General features: G+C 70.5%; 19 protein-coding genes. 11 read left to right on the top strand and 8 right to left on the bottom strand.

The genetic code is table 11. The annotated features are described in order from the left end of the window. The first annotated feature begins 341 nt into the window (after positions 1–341). Positions 342–596 carry a YcgL domain-containing protein gene (locus tag BMZ45_RS14605; protein WP_091637290.1) on the top strand — a complete coding sequence of 85 codons (255 nt, stop codon included), beginning with the start codon at positions 342–344 and terminating at the stop codon, positions 594–596. Beyond that, positions 589–3,906: an ankyrin repeat domain-containing protein gene (locus BMZ45_RS14600; protein ID WP_091637289.1), complete on the top strand. Its 3,318-nt coding sequence runs from the start codon at positions 589–591 to the stop codon at positions 3,904–3,906. The genes BMZ45_RS14605 and BMZ45_RS14600 overlap by 8 nt, the downstream gene beginning before the upstream one ends. A gap of 45 nt (positions 3,907–3,951) precedes the next feature. Here BMZ45_RS14600 and BMZ45_RS14595 read toward each other — a convergent pair whose 3' ends face one another. After that, the gene (locus BMZ45_RS14595; RefSeq protein WP_091637288.1) at positions 3,952–5,787 is read right to left on the bottom strand and encodes a monovalent cation:proton antiporter-2 (CPA2) family protein; all 1,836 of its coding nucleotides are present in this window, start codon (positions 5,785–5,787) and stop codon (positions 3,952–3,954) included. A 293-nt stretch (positions 5,788–6,080) separates the two neighbouring features. On the opposite strand from BMZ45_RS14595, the gene BMZ45_RS14590 reads away from it, so the two are divergent. Beyond that, positions 6,081–6,980 (top strand): hypothetical protein, encoded by a 900-nt coding sequence (locus BMZ45_RS14590; protein WP_139215525.1) that lies wholly within the window; start codon positions 6,081–6,083, stop codon positions 6,978–6,980. A 145-nt stretch (positions 6,981–7,125) separates the two neighbouring features. Here BMZ45_RS14590 and BMZ45_RS14585 read toward each other — a convergent pair whose 3' ends face one another. From BMZ45_RS14585 to BMZ45_RS14575, 3 genes are all read right to left on the bottom strand, one after another. Beyond that, the gene (locus BMZ45_RS14585; RefSeq protein ID WP_091637286.1) at positions 7,126–8,253 is read right to left on the bottom strand and encodes an agmatine deiminase family protein; all 1,128 of its coding nucleotides are present in this window, start codon (positions 8,251–8,253) and stop codon (positions 7,126–7,128) included. A 76-nt stretch (positions 8,254–8,329) separates the two neighbouring features. Continuing rightward, positions 8,330–9,562, bottom strand: a complete 1,233-nt coding sequence (locus BMZ45_RS14580) for a sensor histidine kinase (RefSeq protein ID WP_091637285.1) — start codon at positions 9,560–9,562, stop codon at positions 8,330–8,332. Continuing rightward, on the bottom strand, positions 9,546–10,223 hold the full coding sequence (locus BMZ45_RS14575; protein ID WP_091637284.1) for a response regulator: 678 nt from the start codon (positions 10,221–10,223) through the stop codon (positions 9,546–9,548). The genes BMZ45_RS14580 and BMZ45_RS14575 overlap by 17 nt, the downstream gene beginning before the upstream one ends. A gap of 97 nt (positions 10,224–10,320) precedes the next feature. Between BMZ45_RS14575 and BMZ45_RS14570 the strand changes: the two genes are divergently transcribed. Together BMZ45_RS14570 and BMZ45_RS14565 are read left to right on the top strand one after the other, a co-directional pair. Then, positions 10,321–11,166: a hypothetical protein gene (locus tag BMZ45_RS14570; RefSeq protein WP_091637283.1), complete on the top strand. Its 846-nt coding sequence runs from the start codon at positions 10,321–10,323 to the stop codon at positions 11,164–11,166. Between the two features lie 249 nt (positions 11,167–11,415). Further along, the gene (locus BMZ45_RS14565) at positions 11,416–13,221 is read left to right on the top strand and encodes an XVIPCD domain-containing protein (protein WP_091637282.1); all 1,806 of its coding nucleotides are present in this window, start codon (positions 11,416–11,418) and stop codon (positions 13,219–13,221) included. A 125-nt stretch (positions 13,222–13,346) separates the two neighbouring features. Here the strand turns inward: BMZ45_RS14565 and rho are convergent, their stop codons facing one another. Further along, complete coding sequence (gene rho, locus BMZ45_RS14560; protein ID WP_091637281.1) at positions 13,347–15,056, bottom strand: transcription termination factor Rho; 1,710 nt, start codon at positions 15,054–15,056, stop codon at positions 13,347–13,349. Between the two features lie 238 nt (positions 15,057–15,294). Continuing rightward, positions 15,295–15,627, bottom strand: a complete 333-nt coding sequence (gene trxA, locus BMZ45_RS14555) for a thioredoxin (RefSeq protein WP_056177872.1) — start codon at positions 15,625–15,627, stop codon at positions 15,295–15,297. A 249-nt stretch (positions 15,628–15,876) separates the two neighbouring features. On the opposite strand from trxA, the gene rhlB reads away from it, so the two are divergent. Next, on the top strand, positions 15,877–17,634 hold the full coding sequence (gene rhlB, locus BMZ45_RS14550; RefSeq protein ID WP_091637280.1) for an ATP-dependent RNA helicase RhlB: 1,758 nt from the start codon (positions 15,877–15,879) through the stop codon (positions 17,632–17,634). 121 nt (positions 17,635–17,755) lie between these two features. Here rhlB and BMZ45_RS14545 read toward each other — a convergent pair whose 3' ends face one another. Next, a complete protein-coding gene (locus BMZ45_RS14545) occupies positions 17,756–18,193 on the bottom strand; it encodes a hypothetical protein (protein WP_091637279.1) in 438 nt (145 codons plus the stop codon). Between the two features lie 360 nt (positions 18,194–18,553). On the opposite strand from BMZ45_RS14545, the gene ftsE reads away from it, so the two are divergent. From ftsE to ung, 4 genes are all read left to right on the top strand, one after another. After that, positions 18,554–19,240: a cell division ATP-binding protein FtsE gene (ftsE, locus tag BMZ45_RS14540; protein WP_091637278.1), complete on the top strand. Its 687-nt coding sequence runs from the start codon at positions 18,554–18,556 to the stop codon at positions 19,238–19,240. Beyond that, positions 19,237–20,181: a permease-like cell division protein FtsX gene (gene ftsX, locus BMZ45_RS14535; RefSeq protein WP_091637277.1), complete on the top strand. Its 945-nt coding sequence runs from the start codon at positions 19,237–19,239 to the stop codon at positions 20,179–20,181. Before ftsE ends, ftsX begins: the two co-directional genes overlap by 4 nt. A gap of 122 nt (positions 20,182–20,303) precedes the next feature. Beyond that, positions 20,304–21,140: a response regulator gene (locus BMZ45_RS14530; protein WP_091637276.1), complete on the top strand. Its 837-nt coding sequence runs from the start codon at positions 20,304–20,306 to the stop codon at positions 21,138–21,140. Next, positions 21,137–21,844, top strand: a complete 708-nt coding sequence (gene ung, locus BMZ45_RS14525) for a uracil-DNA glycosylase (protein ID WP_091637275.1) — start codon at positions 21,137–21,139, stop codon at positions 21,842–21,844. The genes BMZ45_RS14530 and ung overlap by 4 nt, the downstream gene beginning before the upstream one ends. A gap of 360 nt (positions 21,845–22,204) precedes the next feature. Here ung and BMZ45_RS14520 read toward each other — a convergent pair whose 3' ends face one another. After that, positions 22,205–22,825 carry a helix-turn-helix domain-containing protein gene (locus BMZ45_RS14520; protein WP_091637274.1) on the bottom strand — a complete coding sequence of 207 codons (621 nt, stop codon included), beginning with the start codon at positions 22,823–22,825 and terminating at the stop codon, positions 22,205–22,207. An 871-nt stretch (positions 22,826–23,696) separates the two neighbouring features. Here BMZ45_RS14520 and BMZ45_RS21700 point away from each other — a divergent pair. Then, positions 23,697–25,882: beta strand repeat-containing protein (locus BMZ45_RS21700; protein WP_175489084.1), on the top strand; the 2,186-nt coding region annotated here is incomplete at its 3' end.

Genomic DNA, 25,882 nt, shown 5'->3' with positions numbered 1-25,882 from the left:
CAGCAACAGCAACAGCAACAGCAACAGCAACGGCGGCAGCGGCAGCGGCAGCGGCAGCGGGCGTCACCACAGCCGCGGCGACGGGCGGGCTGGAGGGGGCGCTAGAGAGCTGAGGGGCCGGCGGCGGTGCGGCTGGCTTGAAAGGGGTAGGGGCCGGGTCTGTCGAGCGGCCGGGCAGGCCGTCACCCGGACGTGAGCTGCGTCACGCCGGCCCGCCCGCTACCAGCCGCTCCCGCGCCTGACGCTGAACGTCAGAGTTCGCGTGACGCTGATGGGCAGGTATGCTGTGCGTCACATAAACCCGCACCGAAAATCCGAACGGGAGCCGAGCCGTCCAGCGCATGCAAGCCTACGTCTACAAGAGCCTCCGCAAGGACGAAACCTACGTCTTCCTGGCCGCGCGCGACGACTTCGAGCGCCTGCCGGAACCGCTGCGCACCCAGCTGGGGGCGCTGCAGTTCGTGCTCGAGGTGGCGCTGACGCCCGAGCGCCAGCTGGCCCGTGGCGATACCGCGGTGGTGCGCGAGAACCTCGCCAGCCGCGGCTTCCATATCCAGTTCCCGCCGCGGCACGACGAAGTGCGGTCCGATGCCTGAGCGCCGCAGTCCCTGGGCCGACCCCAAGCACGCCCGGCTGCGCCTGGCCGCGACCGCGGCGGCGGGGCTGGTGCTGGCGCTGCTGACCGGTTTCGGCGGCGCGATCGCCGCGCTGGCGGGCACCCTGGCGCAGCCTGCCTACGCCCTGGCGGCGCGGTTCTGGCGCGACGACGCCGAGCAGCCGCGCCCGGTCTGGCTGCGCGACGGCGGCACCCTGGTGCTGCTGTGGGGCGCCGGCGTGGCCGGCCTGGCCCTGGTCGTGGCCTGGCCGCTGTCCTCGCTGCTGCAGACCGGCTCGCTGATGGCGGCGCTGGGCCTGAGCACGGTCGCCGGCATCGCCCTGCTGGGCCTGTGGCGGGTCTGGCCGCTGTGGCATGAACTCGAACGCGACGGCGGCGGCCTGCGCGAATACTGGCAGGCGCTGAGCGAACTCGAGCTCGGGGCCTGGCGCGGGCTGGGCGTGGCCGCGATCGTCTCGGCGTTGGCCGCGGCGGTGGTGGCGCTGGCCTGGCCGGACCTGCTGTCGGCGGGCGGACGCTGGGGCCTGGCGATCGCGCTGGCGCTGGCGTCGCCGCTGCTGCATTGGCTGCTGCAGGGGATCGAGCCGGCCGACCCGTTGCCGGGACTGGACTTCGTCGCCGACGACGAACCGTTGGATATCGCCCAGGCCCCGCTGCTCAGCGGCGAACCGCTGGAGCCGGCGCTGTACGCGGCCGCGCGCGGTGGCCGGGTCGAGCGCGCGTTGGAACTGATCGAGCTGGGCGCCGACGTCAACGCCGCGCCGCCCACCGACGAGCGCGACCAGCGCAGTTTGGCGGTGCTGGCCGCGGTGCTGCCCGACCTGCGCCTGCTGCGCGCGCTGATCGCCCACGGCGTCGATCTCAACGCCGCCACCGCGGGCATGACCCCGCTGCTGGCCGCCACCCGCGACAGCTGGCACGGCCGCCCCGACGCGGTCATGACCCTGTTGGCCAACGGCGCCGATCCGCGCCTGGCCGACGGCGATGGCAACACGCCGCTGCATCACGCCGCACGCAGCTCCGACCCCGGCGTGGCTGCGCTGCTGCGCGACGCCCAGGCCGAGCTGGATCCGCTCAACCGCGACGGCCAGTCGCCGCTGGGCGTGGCCTGCGCGAGCGGCAACTGGCGCCTGGCCAAGTTCCTGCTCGAACGCGGCGCGCGCCCGGAACCCGCGGGCGGCCAGCCCGTGCTGTTGGCCGCGGCCGGCACCGAGGAAGACGACCCCGCCGGTGTCAGCCTGCTGCTCAAGCAGAAGGCCAAGATCGACGCGCGCGACGCGCACGGCCGCAGCGCTCTGCACGAAGCCGCCTACGCCGGCCATCTCGACATCGTGACCGTGCTGCTCGCTGCCGGCGCCGATCCGAACGCGATCGACGCGCGCAGCCGCACCCCGCTGTTGGAAGCCGCGCGCGGCGCGCGCCTGGGCGTGCTCGACCGCCTGCTCGAACACCTGCCGCGCGGCGGCGCCGCCGAGGCGGCGATGACCGATGCCGAGGGCCGCAACGCGCTGGCGCTGGCCTGCATGGCCGACAACGCCACGCCGCAACTGGTGCAGCGCCTGCTCGACCTGGGCGTGGACCCGGAACAGCGCGACGCGATCGGCAAGCGCGCGGTGGATCGCGCCGCCGAGGCCGGGCGCTGGTCGCTGGTGGCCGCGCTCGACCGCGCCTATCCCTTGCCGGCCGCGGTCAGCGACGACGACGGCGGCGACGCGCCGCTGCCCGATCGCATGCCCGCCAGCCTGCTGCGCGACGGCCTGCGCGAAGGCCGCGCCGCCGAGCTGGGCGGCCTGGCCAAGCTGCTCACGCCGGCCGAGTTGGGCGCGCAGTTGCACGACGAAGACAACGCGCTCTCGCCCGAACGCATCGCCTGGCTGCTGTCGCAAGGCGCCGATGCCGAAACCCGCGACGCCCACGGCGACACCCCGATGTTCGCCTTGCTCGGTCGCGGCCCGACCGCGGTGCCGGCGCTGCAGGCGCTATTGCGGCGCGGCGTGTCGCCGGCCGGTGCGGGCGGTCTGGCGCGCTTCCTCGCCGCCTGCGCCAGCGCCGAACAGGCCGCGCGCGGGCTGGAGCAGTTCGCGCTGGATCTGATCGAACGCGGTGCCGATCCGTTCGCGCATTCGCGCAACGGCGATCCGACCCTCGCGCTGGCGGTGCGTCTGGGCTGGACCCGTCTGGTCGATCGCCTGGTCGCGATCGGCGTGGCCCTGGACACCCGCGACAGCCACGGCATGAGCGCGCTGCATCTGGCCGCCGCGCTCGGCCGCGAGACCATGCTCAAGCGCCTGGTCGCGCAGGGCGCCTCGCCCGATCTGCTGGCCGCCGACGGCCAGACCCCGCTGGGCGTGGCGCTGTCGTCCGGCCGCCGCGACCTCGCCGACTGGCTGGACTGGCGCGGCTGGCCGCTGCCCAAGCGTCCGCTGCAGGCCTACGACGTGCCGGCCGCCGCGATCGTCGGCGATGCCGATGCGGTGCGTCGCCTGCTCGACCTCGGTCTGCCGGTGGACGCGCTTGATCGTCAGGGCTGTAGCGCCTTGCTGCGCGCGGCCGGTGGCGGCCATCGCGCGGTGGTCGACCTGCTGCTGGCGCGCGGCGCCGATCCGCAACTGCCCGCGCATTCCGGCGCGACCCCGCTCTCGGCCGCGGTCAGCATGCGCCACGGCGACATCGTCGATCGCCTGGTCTCGGCCGGCGCCTCGCTGGAACAGCGCCTGCCGGGCGGCCTGACCGTGCTGATGGTGGCCTGCGCGCTGGGCCTGACCGATCTGGCCGCACGCCTGCTCGCGGCCGGCGCCGACGTGCACGCGCAGGATGCGCAGGGCCGCATGGCCCTGCATTGCGCGGCGATGTACGGCTTCACCGCGCGCGAGCGCAGCCGCCTGGTGGCGCTGTTCGACACCTTGCTGCTGGCCGGCGTCGACGCCGACGAGTCCGCCGCCGGCGCCACGCCGCTGCTGCTGCTGCTGGGCGCGCGCGCCGAACCGGGCACCGCCGCCGACGAGGAAGTGCTGGTCGCCGGCCTGGACCTGCTGCTGGACCACGACGCCGCGCTCGACGCCCAGGACCCGCGCGGCTTCGGCCCGTTGCACCTGGCCGCGCTGCACGGCCTGCTGCGCGTGGTGCAGCGCCTGCTGCGCGCGGGCGCCGACCCGGACCTGCGCGACGCCCTCAACCGCACCCCGCGCGAGATCGCGGTGATGCGCGGCTTCGTCGATATCGCGGCCGAATTCGCCCCGCCCGCACCGGGCAACGGCGTGTCGATGGCGCGTTTCCTGCGCGAGCGTTGATCCAGCTTTGAACCGCGACGCGGCGCCCGAGCGGCGCCGCTCGCGTCAATGCAGCGAACGCTGCGCGGCCGCGTCGGCGTCGGCGCTGATCTCGCCCAGGATGCCTTCGCCCTGGTCGGCCTCGAACAGTTCCTCCAGCTCCTTGCGCGCGTCCTTGGCCGACTGCAGCAGCGCGGCCTCGTCGTCGTGGACCAGGTACTGGGCGTTGAGCATGCGTTCGTCGTGTTCGCGGAAGCGCTCGGTGTGGTCGCGCGCGACTTCGGGCGCCACGCCCAAAGCGGTGAGCACGTGCTCGCCGAGCTTGAGGCTGGAATAGAACGTCTCGCGGATCGGCTCGGCGCCCAGGTCCATCAGTTGCCAGGCATGGCTGCGGTTGCGCGCGCGCGCGAATACCTTGGCGCGCGGGTACAGGCGGCGCAGGGTGCGCACGGTGCGGATGTTGCCGTCGTGGTCGTCGATGGCGATCACGAACACGTCGACCTGGGCCGCGCCGGCCGAGCGCAGCAGCTCGGGGCGCGCGGGGTCGCCGTAATAGACCATGTTGCCGAAGCGGCGCATGAAGTCGACCTGGTCGGCGCTGTTCTCGATCGCGATGAACGGCACTTTATGCGCCAGCAGCAGGCGCGCCACGATCTGGCCGAAGCGGCCCATGCCCGCGATCAGGACCTTGGGATGGTTGTCGGGGATCTGGTCGAACTCGCGCTTGGCCTTGGGCTTGGGCGCGGCCGACAGTGCGCGCGACACGCCGATCAGCAGCAACGGCGTCAACGCCATCGACACGCCGACCGCGGCGATCAGGCGGTCGCGCGAGGGGTCGTCGAGCAGACCGGCGTTGACCGCTTCGTTGAACACGATGAAGGCGAACTCGCCGCCCAGCGACATCACCGCGGCCAGCTGCACCGATTCGCGTCGGTCCAGACCGCCCGGGTGCAGGCCGATGCCGAACAGCAGGGCGAACTTGACCAGCATCAGCACCGCCACCATCGCCGCGATCATCGCCGGCTCGGAGACCACGCGCTGCAGGTCGATGCTCATGCCCACGGCCATGAAGAACAGGCCCAGCAGCAGACCCTTGAAGGGGTCGATCTGCGATTCGAGTTCGTGGCGGAATTCCGAATCGGCCAGCAGCACGCCGGCGATGAAGGCGCCCAGGCCCGCGGACAGGCCGGCGATCTGCATCACCCAGGCCGCGCCCAGCACGGTCAGCAGCGCCGCGCCGGTGAACACTTCCGGCATCTGGGTGCGCGCGACGATGCGGAACACGTGCCGCAGCAGCACGCGGCCGCCGAAGATCACCGCGCCGATCGCGCCGACCGCCTTGGCGATCGCGATCCATTCCAAGCCGTCGCCCTGCACGGCCGCGGCTTTGCCCAGCAGCGGGATCGCCGCCAGCAACGGAATCGCGGCCAGATCCTGGAACAGCAGGATCGCGAACGCGAGCCGGCCGTAGTCGCTGGTCAGTTCCTTGCGCTCGGACATCAGCTGCAGGCAGACCGCGGTCGAGGACAGGGCCAGGCCCACGCCCACCACCACCGCCGCCTTCCAGCCCAGGCCGCCGCCGAACATCGCGATCGCGCCCAAGGCCAGGCCGCTGAGCAGCACCTGCAGGCCGCCGGCGCCGAACACCGGCTTGCGCATCACCCGCAGCCGCGACGGCGACAGCTCCAGGCCGATCACGAACAGCATCATCACCACGCCGATTTCCGACGCGGCCAGCACCGGTTCGGCGTCGCGGATCACCTTGACCCCGTACGGGCCCAGCGCCACGCCGGCGGCCAGGTAACCCAGCACCGCGCCCAGTCCGAACTTGCGGAATACCGGCACCGCGATCACCGCGGCCAGCAGGAAGACCAGCGCAAGTTCCAGACCGCCGCTATGCATGCATCACCCTCATCGCTCGCCAGATCGCCGCCATCCGCGACGCCTTCATCTTACCGACCGCGGCGGACGCGGTGGTGGCGCGTGGGCGGGAAACAGCTTCCGCTCCAGCGGTCCAATCGGCACCTCGCGATGGCGCGTCGCAGCACGCTCGCGTCCGCGCGTTCTTGCGGCGAAACGGTGAACCCGATGCGCTAGAGGCCGCCTGGGCATTGCTAAGCTCGCAACGCGCGCGGCCGCCACGGGCAGGAGCCCGGGCCGCGACGCATCCACGTTACATCCACAGGAGCTACACGATGCAAGGAAACTCCCTCCAGCGGACCGCGCTCGCGCTGTCCGCCCTGAGCCTGGCCGCCTCGGCCTGGGCCCAATCCCCACCGGCACCGTCCAAACCCGCGGTGGACTCGATCATGACCACGCGCGTCGACAGCGAGATCGCGATCGACCCCAGCGGCGCCCTGATCGACTACCGCAGCGAGACCCCGCTGCCCGACGACGTCAAGACCAGCCTGGAACGTCAGGTGCGCGCCTGGCGCTTCGAGCCGGTGCTGGTGCAGGGCAAGCCGGTCACCGCCAAGGCGCGCATGCGCGTGACCCTGGCCGCGCGCCAGCTCGGCGAGGAGCGCTACGCGGTCACCGTCGACAATGTGACCTTTCCGGCCACCGGCTACGGCGTACTGCCCGATGCGCCGCCGGCCGCGGTCACGATCAGCAGCCGCAAGATCGTGGCGCCGTCCTATCCCGAAGGCCTGGCGCGCGCACGCGTGGGCGGCGTGGTGCTGCTGTACCTGCGCCTGTCCGCGGACGGTCGCGTGCTCGAAGCGGCGCCGGTGCAGACCAGCCTGCTCAACGTCTACGGCAGCGACAAGGCCCTGGCCAAGGGCGTGGCGGCGCTGGAGCAGGCCACCGCGCGGGCCGCGCGCAGCTGGCAGTTCAACGTGCAGTTGCACACCGACCATCCCAGCGCGCGTGATCTCACCGTGAGCATGCCGGTGGAGTTCCAGGCCCCGGGCATGCGCGAGACCCGTCCGGGCCAGTGGCGCACCGAAGTGCGCGGCGCGCGCCGCGAACCGGCCTGGCTGCAAAGCGACGCCGGCAATCAGCGCATCGGCGTGTCCGATGTCGATGCGGGCGACGTGGTGCCCTTGGCCAGTGCGATCAAGCTGGCCAGCGACGTGAAGGGCGTCGCGCTGTAAGCCATTGCGGCCGCCGGGCAGTGCGCCCGGCGGCCGTTTTCATGCGGCGGTGGCGGCCCGGCGACACGGGGATTTTCAATCCCCTGCTCCGCGACCGATCAACCCATCAGTCACGGCAGGCCATGATGACGCGCGGACCCGCGCCTTAGCGGGCCGCGGGTTGCTGCTGGGTCACGCAATGCACCATGCCGCCGTTGCGGTAGAGGTTGCGCACATCGATGCCGATCACGCTGCGGTTCGGGTACAGGCGCTGCAGGATCGCCTTGGCGACCGCGTCGTTGGGGTCCTTGTACTCGGGCATCAGCACCACGGTGTTGCCGACGTAGTAGTTCACGTACGAGCCCTTGTAGCCCAGCGCGTAGCCATAGCTGGTGACCACGTTGCGCGCGGTCAGCGGCAGCTGGACGAAGCGATAAGGCGCGTTGTCGATATCGCTGGCGCGGTACAGGCGATCGACGTCGGCGGCGGACAGGCCCCATTCGCGCAGGTCGCTGCGGCTCATGGTCACCAAGGTGTCGGGCGTGCCGAAGCGGGCGAAGCCGTCGATGTGCATGTCGGTGATGTCTTCGGTTCCGCCCGGCGCACCGTCCAGCCAGATGAACTTGGACACGCCCAGCTGATCGGCCAGCACCGCTTCCAGTTCGGCCTCGCTGAGGTCGGGGTTGCGGTTGGCCTCGCGCGTGGAGCTGCGCGTGGCCATCAGCACGCCGCGCCCGTCGACCTCGATCGCGCCGCCCTCCAGCACCACGTCGTTCAAATCCACCTGCGGCAGGCCGAGGCGGCCGGCGACGGTGGCGGGCACGGCGTCGTCCTTGCGGTACGGGGCGTCGTAGCCCCAGCCGTTGAAGCCCCAGTCGGTGATCGTGAGTTGGTCGTTGCGGTCGTAGACGAAGATCGGGCCGTTGTCGCGCACCCACACGTCGTCGGTCGGGCGAATGAGGAAGCTGACTTTCGCCAAGGACACGCCGGCGGCGGTCAGCGTGTTGCGCACGCGGGTCTGCTCGTTGGCGTCGTAGACCACGATGTTCACCTTCTCGCTGGCGATCAGGGCGCGGGTCATCGCCACCCAGGTCGGTTCGATGCGGTCGCGGTAGGCGCGGCCGTAGGTGTAGGCGTGCGGCCACTGCAGCCAGGTGGCTTCGTGGCGCGCGGTTTCGTCGGGCAGGTAGCCCGACTGCGCGCGTGCCGTGGCGGGGGCGGCGAGGGCGGCGGCGCACAGGGCGCCGGCGAGCAGGGCGAGCCAGCCGGAGCGGGTGGGATCGGCGGTGTGCATGGAGGAACCTGTCGGGGTGGGTGGGCTTGGGAGCGCACCTTAGTCAGCCAAGCTGACATCCAGCTGATGCCGGCCCCTACAGGTTCAGTTCCGCGCGTGCGCCGCCGCCGGCGCGGTTTTCCAGACGCAGTTCGCCGCCGTGCAATTGCGCGATGTGCTGGACGATGGCCAGCCCCAGGCCGGTGCCGCGGCTGCCCGGCCCGGTCACGAAGGGCTCGCGCAGCCGCAGCAGCAGGTCTTCGGGAAAGCCCGGGCCGCGATCCTCGACGATCACCTTGCGGCCGCCGACGGTCACCGCGATCGGCTCGGCGCCGGCGTCGCCGGACGCATGCAGCAGGGCGTTGTCGATCAGGTTGCGCACCGCGGTCTGGACCAGGCCCGCGTCCAGGTTCAGCACCGACTCGGAGGCCTTGAACGCGATGCGCGGGTCCTCGGGCAGGATCGCCTCGACCAACAGATCCAGGCGCACCGGCGCCGGGTTCAACGGTGAGGCCGCCGCGTCCAGGCGCGCCAGCAGCAGCAATTGATCGACCAGGCCGGCGGTCTGGCCGGCGACGCGTTCGACCCGCGCCAGCACCTGCGCCGGCGGCTCGCGGCCGTCGTGCGCGGTTTCGCACAAGGCCTGCAGGCGCGCGACCGGCGTGCGCAGCTCGTGCGCGGCGGCGGCGATGAAGCGCTCTTGTTGCTCGAACGAGGCGATCGCCGGCCGCAGCGAGCGACGCGACAGCAGGTGGCCGATCAGGATGCCGAACGCGGCCAGCGCCGCGGCGATCAGCAGGGTCCAGCGCACGAACGCGGCATGGGTGGCGTCGCGCACGCTGGGATCGGCCAGCACCAGGATCGCCGCGATCGGACGGTCGCGGTCGTCGTAGGTGGCCTTGGCCTGCAGCAGGTAGGCGCGGCCGCGGCGGTCGCGGCCTTCCTCGGCGATATCGCCACCGGCGCGGATCACCCGCGCGGCCAGGGCATCGGGATCAGGCAGATCGAAGCGCGCGCGCTGGGGGCGCAGCAGGATCTTCGCCGGCGGCCCCTTGCCGATCCCCCAGATGTCGCTGTCGCCGTCGATCACATCGGGTTCTTTGCGCAGCAACTCGTCGTGGAAGCGGCCGTCGGCGTCGAACCAGGTCAGGCCGTACACCGCGGTCGCCCGCAGGCGGGCGCTGGAGGCGAGGTCGAGCTGGGCCAGGCGCGCGTGCGTGGCGATCGCGACCGCGCACAGTACGATCACGCACAGCAACCAGGCCGCCGTCCAGATCGCGGTCAGGCGCAGGTGCAGCCGGCGCAGCACGAGTTCACGGGCGCGCGGCATCGGGCTCGTCCAGCAGATAGCCCGCGCCGCGCACCGTGCGCAGCAGCGGCGGATCGCCGAGCTTGCGGCGCAGCGCGGCGATCAGGACCTCATCGGCATTCGAAGCCGGCTCCTGGCCTTCGCCCCAGCAGCAGGCGACGATCTCGTGACGCGCCACCACCTGACCGGCGCGCTCGGCCAGCAGTTGCAGCAAGGCGAATTCCTTGGGCCGCAGTGGCAGCACGATGCCGCCGCGCCGGACTTCGCGGCGGCCCAGATCGACCTCCAGATCGGCCACGCGCAGCACGCTGGGCCGGATCGCGCCGCCACGCCGGCCGATCGCGCCGACGCGCGCCATCAGCTCGTCCATCGAGAACGGTTTGACCAGATAGTCGTCGACGCCGCCGGCGAAGCCGTCGATGCGGTCCTCGACCGCATCGCGCGCGGTCAGGAACAGCGCCGGGGTGGCGATACCGCGCTCGCGCCATTGCCGCAGCGCGGTCAGCCCATCGCCATCGGGCAGTCCGCGGTCGAGCACGAAGGCGTCGTAGGCGTAGGAGCGCACGAAGGACTCGGCGGTCGCCAGATCCGCAACCTCGTCCACCGCATGCCCGTGCGCGCGCAGGCGGCCGGCGACGGCTGCGCGCAGATCGGCCTGGTCTTCGAGTACGAGCAATCGCATGCGCGGAGCTTACCGCCGCCGCGGCGATCGCCGCGCTGTCCGCCGCCGCCGTGCTATTACGTGCGCCTAATTGGGACGGCCGCAAAGGACAGCCTCGATGAGCGCCACGCACGCCTTGCGCAGCCGCCTGCGCGCCCTCGCGCTGACGGCCGGATTGATCGCCGCCGGCGCCGCCGCGGCCCAGACCGGCTCCGGTTATTTCCGCTATGGCGACGCACGACTGAGTCTGGCGCATGCGATTGCGGTGATCGAGGAGCCGTCCGATCAGGCCGACGAGCGCCGCACTCTGGTGTTCCTCAGCGCCCAGCCGCTGGACGCGGCCGCGGTCGCCGCCGCGTTCGACGCCATGGACGCGGTGCGCGAACAGGCGCCCGCGGGCGGCTACGTGCGCCTGTGCATCGCCGCCGACGGCAGCGAGTGCGGTTTGTTCTATTCGCCCGAAGGCTTCAACAGCGGCGGCTACGGCGACCTCGCTCTGCAACGCAACGAGGCCGCGCGCATCGCCGGCCGCTGGCAGCTGGCCGAGGGCGATTTCCTCGGCACGCCCTACGATTTCGATCTGCGCTTCGACACGCCGATCGCGCCCGCGCCCGGCAGCGCCTTGCCGGCCGGCGGCGGCGCGCCCGGCGCGGCCTACAACGCCTGGCTGGAGGCCCTGGCCAAAGGCGACGTCGCCGCCCTGCGCCGCATGGGCGGCGAGGACGCGCGCGGGCGCTTCCCCGAGGACGACGCCGGCACGGTCAAGGAATCGCTGAAGTCCCTGCGCGACGGCGAGCCGCTGCAGGCGCGGATCGCGCGCGGCCGCCAGCACGGCGATCAGGCCGTGCTCTGGGTCGAGGGCGTGGACCGCGACGACATCCGCCGCCGCGGCCGCGTGCTGATGCGCCGCACCGCCGCCGGCTGGCAGCACGCCGAATCCGACCTCAGCAGCGTCGACGAGTAGGGCGGCCACGCCCCGCTACGCCGGCCCAGGCCGGCGGGCGCCCGTCCCGATCCCGCCCCGCGGGCGTTTTCCTTTCCGGACCGGATCGGCCGGATGCGGCGAACGCGCTCTGGACCGCCCGGCGCCCACCACACGCCCCCGAATTGCCCCGGTCATGCGACGGGAGCATGATTCAGCTTCGACCCTGGGCCGGAGTGCCCGAGGGTTGGTTCACCAGGAGCTAGTTCACCGGACAAGGAGTAAGTGCTAATGAATGCAGTAGTCGATTCGATTTCGGACGACAGCGGCACGCGGGGCGGCAGCCCCGCCGTCGCCCGTCGTTGGTATGCGGGACAGGGTGCGCCGCAGGACCGCGCCCTCAACTACACGGCGCTGCTGCCCGCCGACGACGAATGGTCGCGCGATACCGTGCTGCGTGCGGTCGTCGCCGACGCCTTGCAGCGCAACGGCCAGGTCGTGGACGAGGACACCCTCGAAGCCACGGTGGCCTCGGTCTCGGGGCCTGGCGGCGCGCTCGCCCAGACCGCCCTGACCTGGAAGCTGTACCCCGGCGAGACCCGCGCCGACGGCCGCGTCTCGCCGCCGTTCCACGGTTATGCGGTGGAATTGCCGGCCACCTTGCAGACCTCGCTGGTCGGTTATGCCAAGAGCTGGTCGGCGCAACGCGACGCCAGTCCCGAAGCGCCCGTCGACAAGCCGCTGGCCGAGCTCCAGCAGCTCGCCCAAAGCGGTGGGCACGCCGATGTCGCCCAGACCCTGGCCGCGCTGGAAGCCGCGATCAAGGCCGGCACCGCCGCCAGCCAGGCCGGACAGCCGGTGGACGCGGTGGCGATGGCGGCGGTGCTGCAGTTCGCCACCAGCACCGGCCGCGAACGCGAGGCGGCCAAGATCCTGGAGCGCTACAGCGCGATCAAGGGCGTGGCCAACGACGCCAAGGCCATCGGCCAGGACGCCGAGCGCGTGTTCAACGGCCGCGATCCGATCACCCGCAAGCCGCTGGACACCGACCGCCGCGTCGACGCCGCGTTCGACCTGCTCGGCAACGGCTTCAAGCTGGCCGGCGACGTCGGCCAGACCGCGCTGCTGCTGGGCGCGCGCAACTCCGGCCTGGTCGGCGGCCTGATCGGCGTCGCCCCCGTGGGCGTGGCCATCGTCGCCTTCGCCGCCGGCGCGTATCAATTGATCAAGCACATCCGCGAAGAAATCCTGGCGCCACGCTGGGACGAGTTCCGCGAACGCTTCCCGTTCGCCGAAGGCCTGGAACCGCGCAAGGCGATCAACGGCGTGATGCGGCAGATCTCGGGCATGCCCACCGACGCCGGCAACGCCCTGTCCACCGCCACCCGCGTGCTCGACGCGATGGGCGAGAACCCGGAAACGCGCGAGCGCTTCCTGGCCTTCCTCAAGCAGAAGGTGCAGCCCGAGTCGCTGGTCGATATCCTCGCCTCCGGCCAGGGGCTGGAGCGCCTGAGCGCGCAACAGGCGGTCGATCTGGCCAAGGCCGCCAAGGGTTCGTCCAAGGAGTTCCTGGAACTGGAGCTGCAGGACGTCAAACGCTACGTGCGCGATCGCGACGGCGACCGCGAGCGCGGCACCTACCTGTTGCCCGCGGCCCAGCAGGAGGCGGCCAACCGCAACACCAACAAGCTCGGCGGCACGGTCGACGAAGGCCTGCGCGTGGCCGGGGTGCTGACCAGCGGCGCCAACGCCTTGAACGGCATGTACAAGGACATGCTGGACAAGCTCAAGGGCGTCGATCCCGCCCAGGTCAAGCTCAACCCGCAACAGCAGCAGAACCTCGCCGCCGCGCTGGTGCCGGCCACCCGCGACGGCGGGCTGACCCAGGTCGATCACCTGTTCGCCAGCAAGGACGGCAGCAAGCTGTTCGCGGTCCAGGGCGATCCGGCCTCGGCCAACCGGCGCATGGTCTCGATCGACGTCGCCGCCGGTTCCAGCCAGAGCCTGGAAGTGAGCAGCCAGCTCGCCGCGCGCAACATGGTGGTCGGCGACACCACCGCGCAGCAGGCCACGCAGGGCGGCGGTCGCGGGCTGTAAGCGCGACGCTCGGGCCATACGACGACGGCCCCGCACACGCGGGGCCGTTTTCTTTCAAGCGCCTGCGGCAGATACGAAAACGCCCCGCGGTGCGGGGCGTTTCGCTGACGGTTCGGAGTCGCGCCTCAGCGCTTCATCGAACTGAAGAACTCGTCGTTGGACTTGGTGGTCTTCATCTTGTCCAGCAGGAATTCCATCGCGCCGATCTCGTCCATGCCGTGCAGCAGCTTGCGCAGGATCCAGATCTTCTGCAGCAGCTCCGGCTCGATCAGCAGATCCTCGCGGCGGGTGCCGGAGCGGTTGATGTTGATCGCGGGGTAGACGCGCTTTTCGGCGATGCGGCGGTCCAGGTGCACTTCCGAGTTGCCGGTGCCCTTGAACTCTTCGTAGATCACCTCGTCCATCTTGCTGCCGGTGTCGATCAGCGCGGTCGCGATGATGGTCAGCGAGCCGCCTTCCTCGACGTTGCGCGCGGCGCCGAAGAAGCGCTTCGGGCGGTGCAGGGCGTTGGCGTCGACGCCGCCGGTCAGGACCTTGCCCGAGCTCGGCACGACGTTGTTGTAGGCGCGGGCCAGGCGGGTGATCGAGTCGAGCAGGATCACCACGTCCTTCTTGTGTTCGACCAGGCGCTTGGCGCGCTCGATCACCATCTCGGCGACCTGGACGTGGCGGCCGGCGGGCTCGTCGAAGGTCGAGGAGACCACTTCGCCGCGCACGGTGCGCTGCATTTCGGTCACTTCTTCCGGACGCTCGTCCACCAGCAGCACGATCAGGTGCACGTCGGGGTGGTTGTGGGTGATCGCGGTGGCGACCTGCTGCATCAGCATGGTCTTACCGGCCTTGGGCGGCGACACGATCAGGGCGCGCTGGCCCTTACCCTGCGGCGCCATCAGGTCGAGGATGCGGCCGGTGATGTCTTCGGTCGAACCGTCGCCGCGCTCGAGGCGGAACTTGCGGCGCGGGAACAGCGGGGTCAGGTTCTCGAACAGGACCTTGTTCTTGGACGCTTCCAGCGGCTCGCCGTTGATGGTGTCGACGATGGACAGGGCGAAATAGCGTTCGCCGTCCTTGGGGAAGCGGATGCGGCCGGACAGGTGGTCGCCGGTGCGCAGGTTGAAGCGGCGGATCTGGCTGGGCGAGATGTAGGTGTCGTCCGGGCCGGCCAGGTAGCTGGCCTCGGCCGCGCGCAGGAAGCCGAAGCCGTCGGGCAGGATTTCCAGGACGCCGTCGGCGGCGACGCCTTCGCCGTGGCGGGTCAGCACCTTGAGCAGGGCGAAAATCACGTCCTGCTTGCGGGCGCGGGCCACGCCTTCCTGAATGCTCAGCTGGTCGGCGATTTCGAGCAGCTTGGGCGCCGGCATGCGCTTGAGGTCGCCCAGCGAGTACTGCGGGAAGCCTTCCGGCACCTGCGGGTGCGGGCGCGGGACGAAGTTCTCGCCGTTGCCGCCGTCGTTGGACATGCCTTCGTCGCGCGGACGGCCGCCACGGTCGCGATCGCGGTCGCGGCGGTTGCGGAAGCGGTCGCGGCGATTGTTGTTGCCGCCGCGGTCGTTGTTGTAGCCGCCTTCGCCGCGCTGGGCGTTGGCGTTGCCGCCGTCGTTGCCGCCCTGCGGCGCGCTGTCGGCGCCGGACGAGGCCGGTGCGGAGTCGCCAGAGGAGGGGGCAGAGGCAGCGGGAGCGGCCGGCGCGGGTGCCGGAGCGGCCGGCGGCGCGCTGGGCGCAGGAGCGGGAGCGGACGGGCTGGCGGCTGCGGGAGCGGCGTCGGCTTTGGCGACACGCGGCTTACGCACGCGCTTTTCGGCGATATCGCCAGCGTCGGGGGTGTTATCGGACAAGCAGGGATTCCTCGCTAAGGGCGAGCGCTCGCAGGCAGCGAGCGGGACGTCGGGGACGTGGGTGGATGATGGTTTTGCGAGAGGGGGTGCGGCGCTGCCAGTGCTACGGTTCGGCGCCGGGTGCTGCGAAACTAGCACTGCCGCTGCGTGGCGGCAAGCGTTACGGGGCCTGCCGTTCACGTTGCCGGGCGGGCCGGCGGCCTACGCCCGGTGCGGAGGCGGGCGTAGGCGGGGGCGATCAGATCGCCTTGTCGATCATCTGGGTCAGCAGCGACTTGATGTTCGGCGGGGCGCCGAGCTGGCTGGAGTGGACCTGGCCGTCCTTGAACATCAGCAGCATCGGGATGCTGCGCACGTTGTAGCGAACCCCCAGCGACGGGAACTCCTGCACGTCGACCTTCACGACCTTGGCCTTGCCTTCGTACTGGTCGGCGAGCTGCTCGACGATCGGTCCGATCGCCTTGCAGGGGCCGCACCAGGGGGCCCAGAAGTCGACCAGGACGGGTTCGGACGACTGCAGCACGGTGGCATCGAAGTCGGAATCGCCAGCATGCAGAACTTTTTCGCTCACGGGGATGATCTCCTGCGGGGGTACGCGCCCGTACGGAACGGGCTCATATTGAATGGTATCCCCGGGCGGGCCGTGCCGGGCGGGGGCTTACTGTAAACTGGGGCGTTTCGCGGCACCTTCAAGGGCTGCGCCACGGCCTCTTCCAGAGGCAGAACGTCGGGTCGGCCATGGGGTCTGCCCGGCCCCGGCAGTCTGCTTCGCCGACGCCACCCACGCAAGCGCAGTTCTGCGCGCGGACCCTTAAGACGCATGAGCGACAAGCCTTTAACCGATGTAACGTTCTCCTCGTTCGACCTGCACCCCAGCTTGCTCGCCGGCCTCGAAGGCGCCGGCTTCTCGCGCTGCACGCCGATCCAAGCGCTGACCCTGCCGATCACCCTGACCGGGCGCGACGTCGCCGGCCAGGCTCAGACCGGCACCGGCAAGACGCTGGCCTTCCTGGTCACCGTCATCAACCGTTTGTTGACCAGCCCGGCCCTGGCCGAGCGCAAGCCCGAGGATCCGCGCGCGCTGATCCTGGCCCCGACCCGCGAGCTGGCGATCCAGATCCACAAGGACGCGGTCAAGTTCGGGTCCGAGCTGGGCCTGAAGTTCGCCCTGGTCTACGGCGGCGTCGACTACGACAAGCAGCGCGAACTGCTGCAGAAGGGCGCCGACGTCATCATCGCCACGCCCGGCCGCCTGATCGACTACGTCAAGCAGCACAAGGTGGTCTCGCTGCACGCCTGCGAAGTCTGCGTACTCGACGAAGCCGACCGCATGTTCGACCTGGGCTTCATCAAGGACATCCGCTTCCTGCTGCGGCGCATGCCGATCCGCACCGAGCGCCAGACCCTGCTGTTCTCGGCCACCTTGAGCCACCGCGTGCTCGAACTGGCCTACGAGCACATGAACGAGCCCGAGAAGATCGTCGTCGAGACCGAGTTCATCACCGCGGCCAAGGTGCGCCAGAAGGTGTACTTCCCGTCCGACGAAGAGAAGATCCCGCTGCTGCTGGGCCTGCTGTCGCGCTCCGAGGGCGCGCGCACCATGGTGTTCGTCAACACCAAGGTCTGGGTGGAGCGCGTGGCGCGTTCGCTGGAACGCGGCGGCTACCGCGTCGGCGTGCTGTCCGGCGACGTGCCGCAGAAGAAGCGCGAGTCGCTGCTCAACAAGTTCCAGAAGGGCCAGCTCGAGATCCTGGTCGCCACCGACGTCGCCGCCCGCGGCCTGCACATCGACGGCGTCAGCCACGTCTACAACTACGACCTGCCGTTCGATGCCGAGGACTACGTCCACCGCATCGGCCGCACCGCGCGCCTGGGCGCCGAGGGCGACGCGATCAGCTTCGCCTGCGAGCGCTACGCGATGAGCCTGCCGGACATCGAAAGCTACATCGAGCAGAAGCTGCCGGTGGCCACGGTCGACGCCGACCTGCTGGTCGCGCTGCCGCGCAAGCCGCGCGAAGTGCCGGCGGGCGAGGAAGGCGAAGAGAACGAAAGCATCGGCGCGATCTTCAAGGAAGCGCGCGAACAGCGCGCCGCCGACGAAGAGCGCCGCGGCGGCGGTCGCAGCGGCAGCCGCAGCGGCGGTTCGCGCGACGGCGGCCGTCGCGAGGGCGGTCCGCGCCGCGAGGGTTCGCGCAGCGAGCGTCCGCGTCGCGAAGCCGGCGCCGCCGCGCCCGCGGCTGCGGCCGAAGGCGCCGCACCGCGTCCGCCGCGTCCCGAGCGCAAGCCGCGTCCGGAAGGCGCCGCGGCGCCGGTGGCCGCGGCTCCGGCGGCGGTCGAGGGCGAGCACGCCCAGCGCAAGCGCCGTCGTCGTCGCGGCGGTCGCCGCATCGAGGGCGCCGAGGGCGCAACGCCGCAGACCACCCAGGTCGCCGCGACCAAGGCGGCGCCGGTGGCGAAGTCCGGCTCCGCCAAGTCCGCGCCGGCGGGCGAGGGCGAGGCCAAGTCCGGCGGCCTGCTCAGCCGCATCGGCCGCGGCCTGAAGTCGCTGGTCACGCGCGCGCCGCGTTCGCAGCACTGAGGCGGGCGGGCCGCAGGCCCGTGCCGTCGAACGATACGGGCGCCCTGGGGCGCCCGTTTTCGTTGCGGCCGAGCGTGTCGCGATCGGTCGCGATGACTAAGCGGGCTCGGTGCGCCCGGTTTCAGAGCGCCCGGTTGAGGAACACCGTCCAGGTATTGGGCGCGGTTTCCAGCAGCTGGAACACGTCCAGATCGCCGTCGCTGTCGACGTCGAGCAGTTGGAACTGGTTGCCGTAGTTCGGCGGCGGCGGCCAGCCGACCCCGAAGGCCCCGCCCAGGTTGGGCCAGGGCGCGAACACACCGCCGCCGCCGGGTTCGAAATGGGTGCGGCGGCCGGCGCCGGCCGCGCTGCACCAGATCGTCAGGCGCCAGTTCGGCGGCGCGCTGCCCCAGGACGGGAACACGATGAAGCGGGCGTTGCCGTAGCCGGTGGAGCCGGCCGGGCAACCGATGGTGCCGATGTTGAGCGGCGGGTCGTATTGCTCGGCGCGGGCGCTCTGGCTGTGCAGGCCCAAGCCCAGGGCCAGCGCGAACGCGAGGTATAGCCGGGTGGTTTGCATCTTCTTCTCCTTAAGAATGAAAGCCGGAACCGAACGCCTGCCGATGCCGACTGGCCGGCGACGGTGGTCGATCGTGGTGCCTTCCTTGTTGCACGACGTCAGGGCGCTGCCGGGCCGTTGCCGGGCATGAAGCGAGTGCTGCGGAAACGGTGCGCGCGCCGGCGTTGCGCCGGCGGCCGCTGCGGCTGGCCGACCGGCGCGTTGCGCCCGCGGTGAGCCGGGAAGGTCGTGGGGCGGGGCGTCGACGACCCCGCCGTTGCGACCGAGTCGTCCCTGCCGACCGCAGGGCCACGCTAGTGCAAGCCCGCGCCGGGAAACGTGATGTGTTCTCGCGAATCGCGCATCTGCGATACTTCCGCCATGACCGTACTGCGCTTCGACAACGTCAGTAAACGCTACAGCAGCGGCCACGAGGCGCTCAGCGAAGTCAGCTTCGAGGTAGCCCCCGGCGAGATGCTGTTCGTGACCGGCCATTCCGGCGCCGGCAAGAGCACGCTGCTGAAGCTGATCCATCTCAGCGAGCGGCCCAGCCGCGGCGCGGTGCTGTTCGGCGAGAAGAACCTGCTCAAGGTGCGCGGGCGCCGCGTCGCCCTGCACCGGCGCGACATCGGCGTGGTCTACCAGGACCATCGCCTGCTCGCCGACCGCAGCGTCGCCGACAACGTGGCCCTGCCGCTGCTGCTGCGCGGGCTGCGCCGCGGCGACATCGCCAAGCGCGTGCGCGCGGTGCTGGACAAGGTCGGCCTGGGCACGCGCGAGCGCGCGCTACCGGGCGAGCTGTCGGCCGGCGAGCAGCAACGCGTGGGCATCGCCCGCGCGATCGTCGGCGAGCCGCGCCTGCTGGTGGCCGACGAACCCACCGGCAACCTCGACCCGACCCTGTCGGCGGAGATCCTGGCCCTGTTCGCTTCGCTGCCCGAGCGCGGCACCAGCGTGCTGGTGGCCAGCCACGACCTCAGCCTGGTCAAGCGCATGCGCAAGCGCGTGCTGGTATTGAACCAGGGCCGCCTGGTCGACGACATTTCGCCGCAGGACCTGGCCGAATGAACGCCAAAGCCGCCGCGCCCTCCGATTCGCGCTCGCGCCTGGGCACCTGGGTCGATCACCACGTCTACAGCCTGGTCGCCAGCCTCGGCCGCATGCTGCGCAAGCCCTGGGCGACCGCGCTCACGGTCGGCGTGATGGCGGTGGCGCTGGCCCTGCCGCTGGGCCTGTGGGCCGCGCTGGCCAACATCGAGCGCTTCACCGGCGACGTCGAGCAATCGCGCCAGATCGCGCTGTTTCTCAAGCCGGGCGTAGGCACGGAGCGCGCCGCCGCGCTGGCCGACGAACTGCGCGCGCGCCGCGACATCGCCGCGATCGAATTGCGCACGCCCGAACAGGGCCTGGCCGAGCTGCGCGAAAAGAGCGGGCTGGGCGAGGCGATCGGCACCCTGGAAAGCAATCCGTTGCCCAGTCTGCTGCTGATCACGCCCAAGGGCGACGAACTGCTGCTGGCCGAATCGCTCAAGACCCTGCCCGACGCCGACCTGGTCCAGCACGATGCCGGCTGGCGTCAGCGCCTGGACGGCTGGCTGCGCTTCGGTAGCCGCCTGGCCTGGGTGCTGGCCGCGCTGCTCGGTCTGGGCGCGCTGCTGGTGGTCGGCAACACCGTGCGCCTGGACATCCAGTCGCGGCGCGAGGAGATCGGCGTGCTGCAGTTGCTGGGCGCGACCGATGGCTTCATCCGGCGCCCGTTCCTGTACCTGGGCGCCTGCTACGGCCTGGCCGCGGGCGCGCTGGCCCTGGCGTTGCTGACCGCGGCCGACTTCGCCCTGCGCGAACCGCTGGCCGAGCTCGCGCGCAGCTACGGCAGCGCATTCGCCTTGCACGGCTTCGATCTGCGCTACGCGGCCGCGATCGTCGCCGGCGCGGCGGTGCTGGGCTGGCTGGGCGCGGGGCTGGTGACCGGGCATTACCTGCGCCAGACCCGGCCCACCGACACCTGAGCGGCGGGTTCGCCGCGGACGATCTGGCCGGGACGGAACGCGAGACTCGGAATCCGTAGCCGTTCGCGCCTAAACTCGGACTTCCCTTGCGCCGTCGTCGATAGCGACCCGATCCGTCCCGCATGCACAGCCACGATCTACGCCATTTCGACAACGCCGCCCCTCGGGTGATGGTGGTCGACGGTTCCAAACTGGTGCGCAAGCTCATCGGCGACGTGCTCGCGCGCGAGCTGCCCAATGTCGAGGTCGTGCCTTGCGGCAGCATCGCCGAGGCGCGCGCGGCCCTGGACGCGGGCGCGGTCGATCTGGTCACCACCTCGTTGGTGCTGCCCGACGGCGACGGCATCGGCCTGGCGCGCAGCGTGCGCGAGGCCGGCGGCCAGGCCTACGTGCCGGTGATCGTGGTCTCGGGCGACGCCCAGGCCCATCTGGAGTCGCGCAGCTTCACCGAGGACGTCACCGATTATTTCGACAAGGCGCTGGGGCACAGCGCGCTGGCCGCCTTCATCCGCGGCTATGTGCAGCCCGAGCCGATCCCGGGCGCGCGCGTGCTCTACGTCGAGGACAGCCGCGTGGTCGCGGTGGCGACCAAGCGCATGCTCGAACGCCACGGCCTGCAGGTGCTGCACTTCATCGGCGTGGAAGAAGCGCTGGAATACCTGGAAACCCACCGCGGCGCCGAGGACGTGGGCGCCGACCTGGTGCTCACCGACGTGTATCTGAAGGGCGCGCTCAGCGGCAACGACTTGCTCGAGCGCCTGCGCCAGGACTTCAAGTACGGCAAGCGCCGCCTGCCGGTGCTGGTGATGACCGGCGACGCCAACCGCCACAATCAAAGCGAGCTGCTGCGCGCCGGCGCCAACGACCTGGTGCTCAAGCCGATCGAAGAGCGCCTGCTGGTCACCAAGACCCTGTTCCAACTGCGCCTGGCGCGGCTGCCGGAACGCGCGTCCTCATGAACGGCGACAGCGGCGATCGGATCAAACTCGAGCCGTCGTGGAAGGCGCGCGTCGGCGACTGGTTCGAGCGCGAGGACATGCGCGCGCTGTCGGCCTTCCTGCGCGAACGCAAGGCCGCCGGCGCCCGCATCTATCCGCCGGGCCCGCAGATCTTCGCCGCCTTCGACGCCACCCCGTTCGACCGGGTCAAGGTCGTCGTGCTCGGTCAGGATCCGTACCACGGCCCGGGCCAGGCCCACGGCCTGTGCTTCTCGGTACAGCCGGGCGTGGCCGTGCCGCCGTCGCTGGAGAACATCTACAAGGAAATCCACCGCGACCTCGGCCTGCCGCGCCCGGATCACGGCTATCTGATGGCGTGGGCGCGCCAGGGCGTGCTGTTGCTCAACGCGGTGCTGACGGTCGAGGACGGCCGCGCCGGCGCGCACCAGGGCAAGGGCTGGGAAGGGTTCACCGATCACGTCGTCGATACCCTCAACCGCGAGCGCGAGGGCCTGGTGTTCCTGCTCTGGGGCAGCTACGCCCAGGCCAAGGGCAAGGTCATCGATGCGCGCTGCCATCGCGTGCTCAAGGCGCCGCATCCCTCGCCGTTGTCGGCGCATCGCGGCTTCATCGGCTGCGGGCATTTCTCGGCCGCCAACGATTACCTGAGCCGACAGGGGCAGGCGCCGATCGACTGGTCGCTGCCGCCGCGCAGCGCGCTTTGACCGCGAGCGCCGCCGCGCAAAAAATCGCCCCGACCTAGGGCGGGGCTCAAAGACAGCTACTCAGCGTCGATAGCGGTGGCGGGCTCGCGTCTTCCTGCAGGATTTGGCACCTAAGTGGTGCCACGAGCTGCGGCTCGGCCTGGGCGCGCGCGCTCGATGTGTCGTTGCCTGCGGTGGGAAGCGTCCGGCTGTGCCCAGCGCAGATTGCAGCGGGCACGCAAAAGTCTCACCAACAGGATAATTATCCTGATCGGAGAATTGCAAGCCATTTCGACAAATAAACGAGGCCGAATTGCGTATTCCGTCAACAATCCGGCCCACGGCGGCCGGCATAGGGCCGGGCCGGCGCCCGGCGCGGCTTCAGTCGTTCGTCGCCATCAAGGCTTCGATCACGCTCTGGTCGTCGTCGGTCGCGGCCACCGCCATCACCGTGGCGGCGTCGGAATCGGGCCCGATCACATAGGCGTGGCCCATGTTCGAGTCGATGTAGACCGACTCGCCTTCCTCCAGGGTCAGCGGATCGTAGAACTCGGTGTGCAACACCACCGTGCCCTTGAGCACGTAGATGAATTCCTCGCCGGCATGACGCAGGAACGGGCCGAACTCTTCCAGGCTACGCGCGCGCAGGTTGGCCACGCTCGGAACCATGCGCTTGCGGCGCAGCTCCGGACACAGATAGAAGTACTCGTAGTTCTTGGAGTCGATGCGCACCGCGTCGCGGACCCGGCCGATGCTGCGGCGTGCGGTCACCGCCGGCGCGCTGGCGTCCTCGCTCTCGGCGAACAGTTCCGACATGCGGATGTTCAAGCGTTCGCTGAGCTGTTGCAGGCGGTCGTAGGTGAGCGACAGGCGATCGTGTTCGATCTTGGACAGGGTGGATAACGGAATCCCGGAGCGTTCGCTCATCTGCTTCAACGTCCATTTGTTGCGTGCGCGCAGCGAACGCAACAGGCCGCCGATGGTCGGGTGAGACGACTTCATGGGATGTGGGTCTCCGCAAGCATGGAAACGGTACCAATTGCCCTGAATCGAAGCGGGAGACGCAAACAGCGCGTCGGGACGGGCAAATGGTTCAGCTTGTGAAAAATACACAAGACTGGCGCAAAAAGTCAGCCTAACTTCTTGCTGGACCGCGATTTTCCGATTTGGAACACGGTCCCTGCATTGTTCGTCGTGCGCCGCGCAATCTCAAGTGCTGGCGTGCATTGCGTGTGCGCAAAGCCGCCGCCCAGGCGTAACGCCGAGCCGGCTATCGCGGCGAAAAGCCATCAATTCAAAGTCTTTCATGGGCATTAAGAGTGCCGCCTCGTGCGCGGTTCCTGCCCCCGATCGCGGCCCCGCCCGCACGCCGGCCTAGTCCGCCGATGTCCTCAATGGCCACGCTTCCGCGATCCATATCAGCGGACCCGGTCCGGATGCGGCGCGATTGGGCTGAGCAGGAGAAAGATTTGGTGGCTTCGATGTGTCGCCCTGCCCAGCCCGAGCCCTGCGCCCCGAACATCTGCAGCCACACCGCCGATGCGCCAGGTCCGCCGTTCCACCCGGATGTTCGCCGGTACCGCTCAGGTCTAGGCCGCTCCAGCCGGAGCGGAAGCCGATGGGCCCGCGCACTGATGGGAACGATTTGCGTCACTAAGTGACGTCAAGAGTCGAAATATTTGTGAGCGAACGCTCGAAACGGAACGGATCTAGGACTGGGACCGTTTTCCTATTGGCATGGTAATTGCCTATACAATCCTGATTGGGACAAAAAAATCCCGATAGGGGAACTGGCGCAGCTCGATGGCTCGGACAGCCGCTCGGGGGTGTTGGCGGTGGGTACGAGGCCGGAATGGTTCAGGGGGAGTGCAACGTGGCTGCAGACATCAATCGGGTGCTGACGGTAGTCGGGCGCCGCTTTCGCAGGTCGCTGCTGCTCCTGGTCTTGGGGGCGGCCGCGCTGCCCGCGTTGGCTCAGAACGCCGTCAACACCGCCACGGTCACGCCGCCCACCGGTGTGCAGAACCCAGGCACGCTGTGCACCAGCACCAATGGCGCGGCCAACTTCAACAGCACCACTGGCGTCTGCACCGCGACCGACAGCGATCCGATCCAGCGCAACATCACCCTGACCAAGGCCTGGACCAACGCGCTCACCGGCGACACGGTCAGCCTCACCATCACCGGCGCCAACGGCGCCGTCGCGGGTTCCTCCACCGCCCCGTCCACGACCACCAACGCCACGGCTACCGCCGGCGGTGGCGTCACCGTCACGCTGACCGAAGCCTTCACCACCGGCGCCGCGACCAACTACACCACCAGCCTGGCCTGCGTGCGCACGCTGGACAGCGTCCCGGTCACGGTGACCGGGACCGGCCTGAGCCGCACCATCACCATGCCCGCCGATAGCGCGGTCACCTGTACCTACACCAATGCGCGCATCGCGCAGCAGTTGAACTTGGCCAAGAGCTGGTCGGCGGGCAGCGTGAGCGGACACACCGCCTCGGCCACCACCACCGGCGGCACCAACAACCCGACCTTCAGTTCGACCGCGCCGACCAACACCACCGGCACGGCCGTGACCGTCTATGCGGGCGATGTCGTCACCCTGCCGGCCGAGACCTTCGGCGGCGGCGCGACTGCGTCCACCTACACCAGCACCGTGGCCTGCGCCGGCGGCAGCACCCTGGCCAGCGGCGCCACCGGTCGTAGCCTCACGATCGGCGCCAGCGCCACCGCGACCACCTGTACCTACACCAATACGCCGAACAACTTCGGCGTGACGCTGTCCAAGACCTGGACCAACGCGATCGCCGGCAATGCGGTCAGCCTGACCGTCAGCGGCGCCAGCGTGACCGGCGCCACCGCCGGCACGTCGACCGCACCGTCGACCACCACCAATGCGGCCGCGCAGGCGACCACCGGCTCGACGGTGACCCTGGCCGAAGCCTTCACCACGGGCGCCGCCGCCAACTACACCACCACCCTGGTGTGTACGGACGCCGGCAGCAACCCGGTGACGGTGACCGGGACCGGCCTGAGCCGCACCATCACCATGCCGGCCAGCGCGGTCACCTGCACCTACACCAATGCGCGCATCGCTCAGCAGCTGAACCTGGCCAAGAGCTGGTCGGCAGGCAGCGTGAGCGGCCACACCGCGTCGGCCACCACCACCGGCGGCACCGCCAACCCGACCTTCAGCTCGACCGCGCCGACCAACACCACCGGCACGGCCGTGACCGTCTATGCGGGCGACGTCGTCACCCTGCCGGCCGAAACTTTCGGTGGCGGCGCGACCGCGGCCGGATACACCACTACCGTGGCCTGCGCCGGCGGCAGTACGCTGGCCAGCGGCGCCACTGGGCGTAGCCTCACGATCGGCGCCAACGCCACGGCGACCACGTGTACGTATGGCAACACGCCGGTTCCCGCGGCGCTGACCCTGCAGAAGACCGTGGTGAACACCGGTGGCGGCACCGCCATCGACACCAACTGGACACTGACGGCGACCGGTCCGACCACGATCACCGGCACCGAAGGCGCTGCAGCCGTCACCAACGCCCAGGTCAATCCTGGCAACTACGTGCTGACGGAGGCCGGCGGCCCCGCCGGTTACACCGCTTCGAACTGGGTCTGCACGGGCGCCACCGTCAACGGCGGTAACCAGATCGCCCTGGCGCTCGGCGACGCCGCCACTTGTACGATCACCAACACCTTCGTGCCTGCGCCGTCGCTGACGATCGATAAGGTCGCCGGCACGCCGACGGGTGCGACCGCGGGCAGCACGATCGCCTACACGTTCACGGTGACCAACACGGGCAACGTGACGCTGACCAATGTGGTGGTGAACGACACGCAGCTGGACGCTCCGGCGACCTGCGACGTGACGACGCTGGCGCCGCTGGCGGTGGCCACCTGCACGGGCACGCACACGATCACGCAGGCCGAGGTCAACGCGGGCACGTCGAACAACAGCGCGACCGCGACCGGCACGCCGCCGGGCGGTCAGCCGCCTGTGGACAGCCCGCCGGACACGACGACCACGCCGCTGGCGCCGTC

Source organism: Lysobacter sp. cf310, assembly GCF_900114355.1.
Taxonomy (GTDB): Bacteria; Pseudomonadota; Gammaproteobacteria; order Xanthomonadales; family Xanthomonadaceae; genus Lysobacter.
The sequence above is the reverse complement of the archived record's forward strand: the minus strand, read 5'-3'. Positions and strand labels throughout refer to the sequence as shown.

Bases quoted from the DNA above. Each gene is read 5' to 3' on its own strand.
- BMZ45_RS14605 (WP_091637290.1), top strand. From the start codon at position 342: ATGCAAGCCTACGTCTACAAGAGCCTCCGCAAGGACGAAACCTACGTC.
- BMZ45_RS14600 (WP_091637289.1), top strand. From the start codon at position 589: ATGCCTGAGCGCCGCAGTCCCTGGGCCGACCCCAAGCACGCCCGGCTG.
- BMZ45_RS14595 (WP_091637288.1), bottom strand. From the start codon at position 5,787: ATGCATAGCGGCGGTCTGGAACTTGCGCTGGTCTTCCTGCTGGCCGCG.
- BMZ45_RS14590 (WP_139215525.1), top strand. From the start codon at position 6,081: ATGCAAGGAAACTCCCTCCAGCGGACCGCGCTCGCGCTGTCCGCCCTG.
- BMZ45_RS14585 (WP_091637286.1), bottom strand. From the start codon at position 8,253: ATGCACACCGCCGATCCCACCCGCTCCGGCTGGCTCGCCCTGCTCGCC.
- BMZ45_RS14580 (WP_091637285.1), bottom strand. From the start codon at position 9,562: ATGCCGCGCGCCCGTGAACTCGTGCTGCGCCGGCTGCACCTGCGCCTG.
- BMZ45_RS14575 (WP_091637284.1), bottom strand. From the start codon at position 10,223: ATGCGATTGCTCGTACTCGAAGACCAGGCCGATCTGCGCGCAGCCGTC.
- BMZ45_RS14570 (WP_091637283.1), top strand. From the start codon at position 10,321: ATGAGCGCCACGCACGCCTTGCGCAGCCGCCTGCGCGCCCTCGCGCTG.
- BMZ45_RS14565 (WP_091637282.1), top strand. From the start codon at position 11,416: ATGAATGCAGTAGTCGATTCGATTTCGGACGACAGCGGCACGCGGGGC.
- rhlB (WP_091637280.1), top strand. From the start codon at position 15,877: ATGAGCGACAAGCCTTTAACCGATGTAACGTTCTCCTCGTTCGACCTG.
- BMZ45_RS14545 (WP_091637279.1), bottom strand. From the start codon at position 18,193: ATGCAAACCACCCGGCTATACCTCGCGTTCGCGCTGGCCCTGGGCTTG.
- ftsE (WP_091637278.1), top strand. From the start codon at position 18,554: ATGACCGTACTGCGCTTCGACAACGTCAGTAAACGCTACAGCAGCGGC.
- ftsX (WP_091637277.1), top strand. From the start codon at position 19,237: ATGAACGCCAAAGCCGCCGCGCCCTCCGATTCGCGCTCGCGCCTGGGC.
- BMZ45_RS14530 (WP_091637276.1), top strand. From the start codon at position 20,304: ATGCACAGCCACGATCTACGCCATTTCGACAACGCCGCCCCTCGGGTG.
- ung (WP_091637275.1), top strand. From the start codon at position 21,137: ATGAACGGCGACAGCGGCGATCGGATCAAACTCGAGCCGTCGTGGAAG.
- BMZ45_RS14520 (WP_091637274.1), bottom strand. From the start codon at position 22,825: ATGAAGTCGTCTCACCCGACCATCGGCGGCCTGTTGCGTTCGCTGCGC.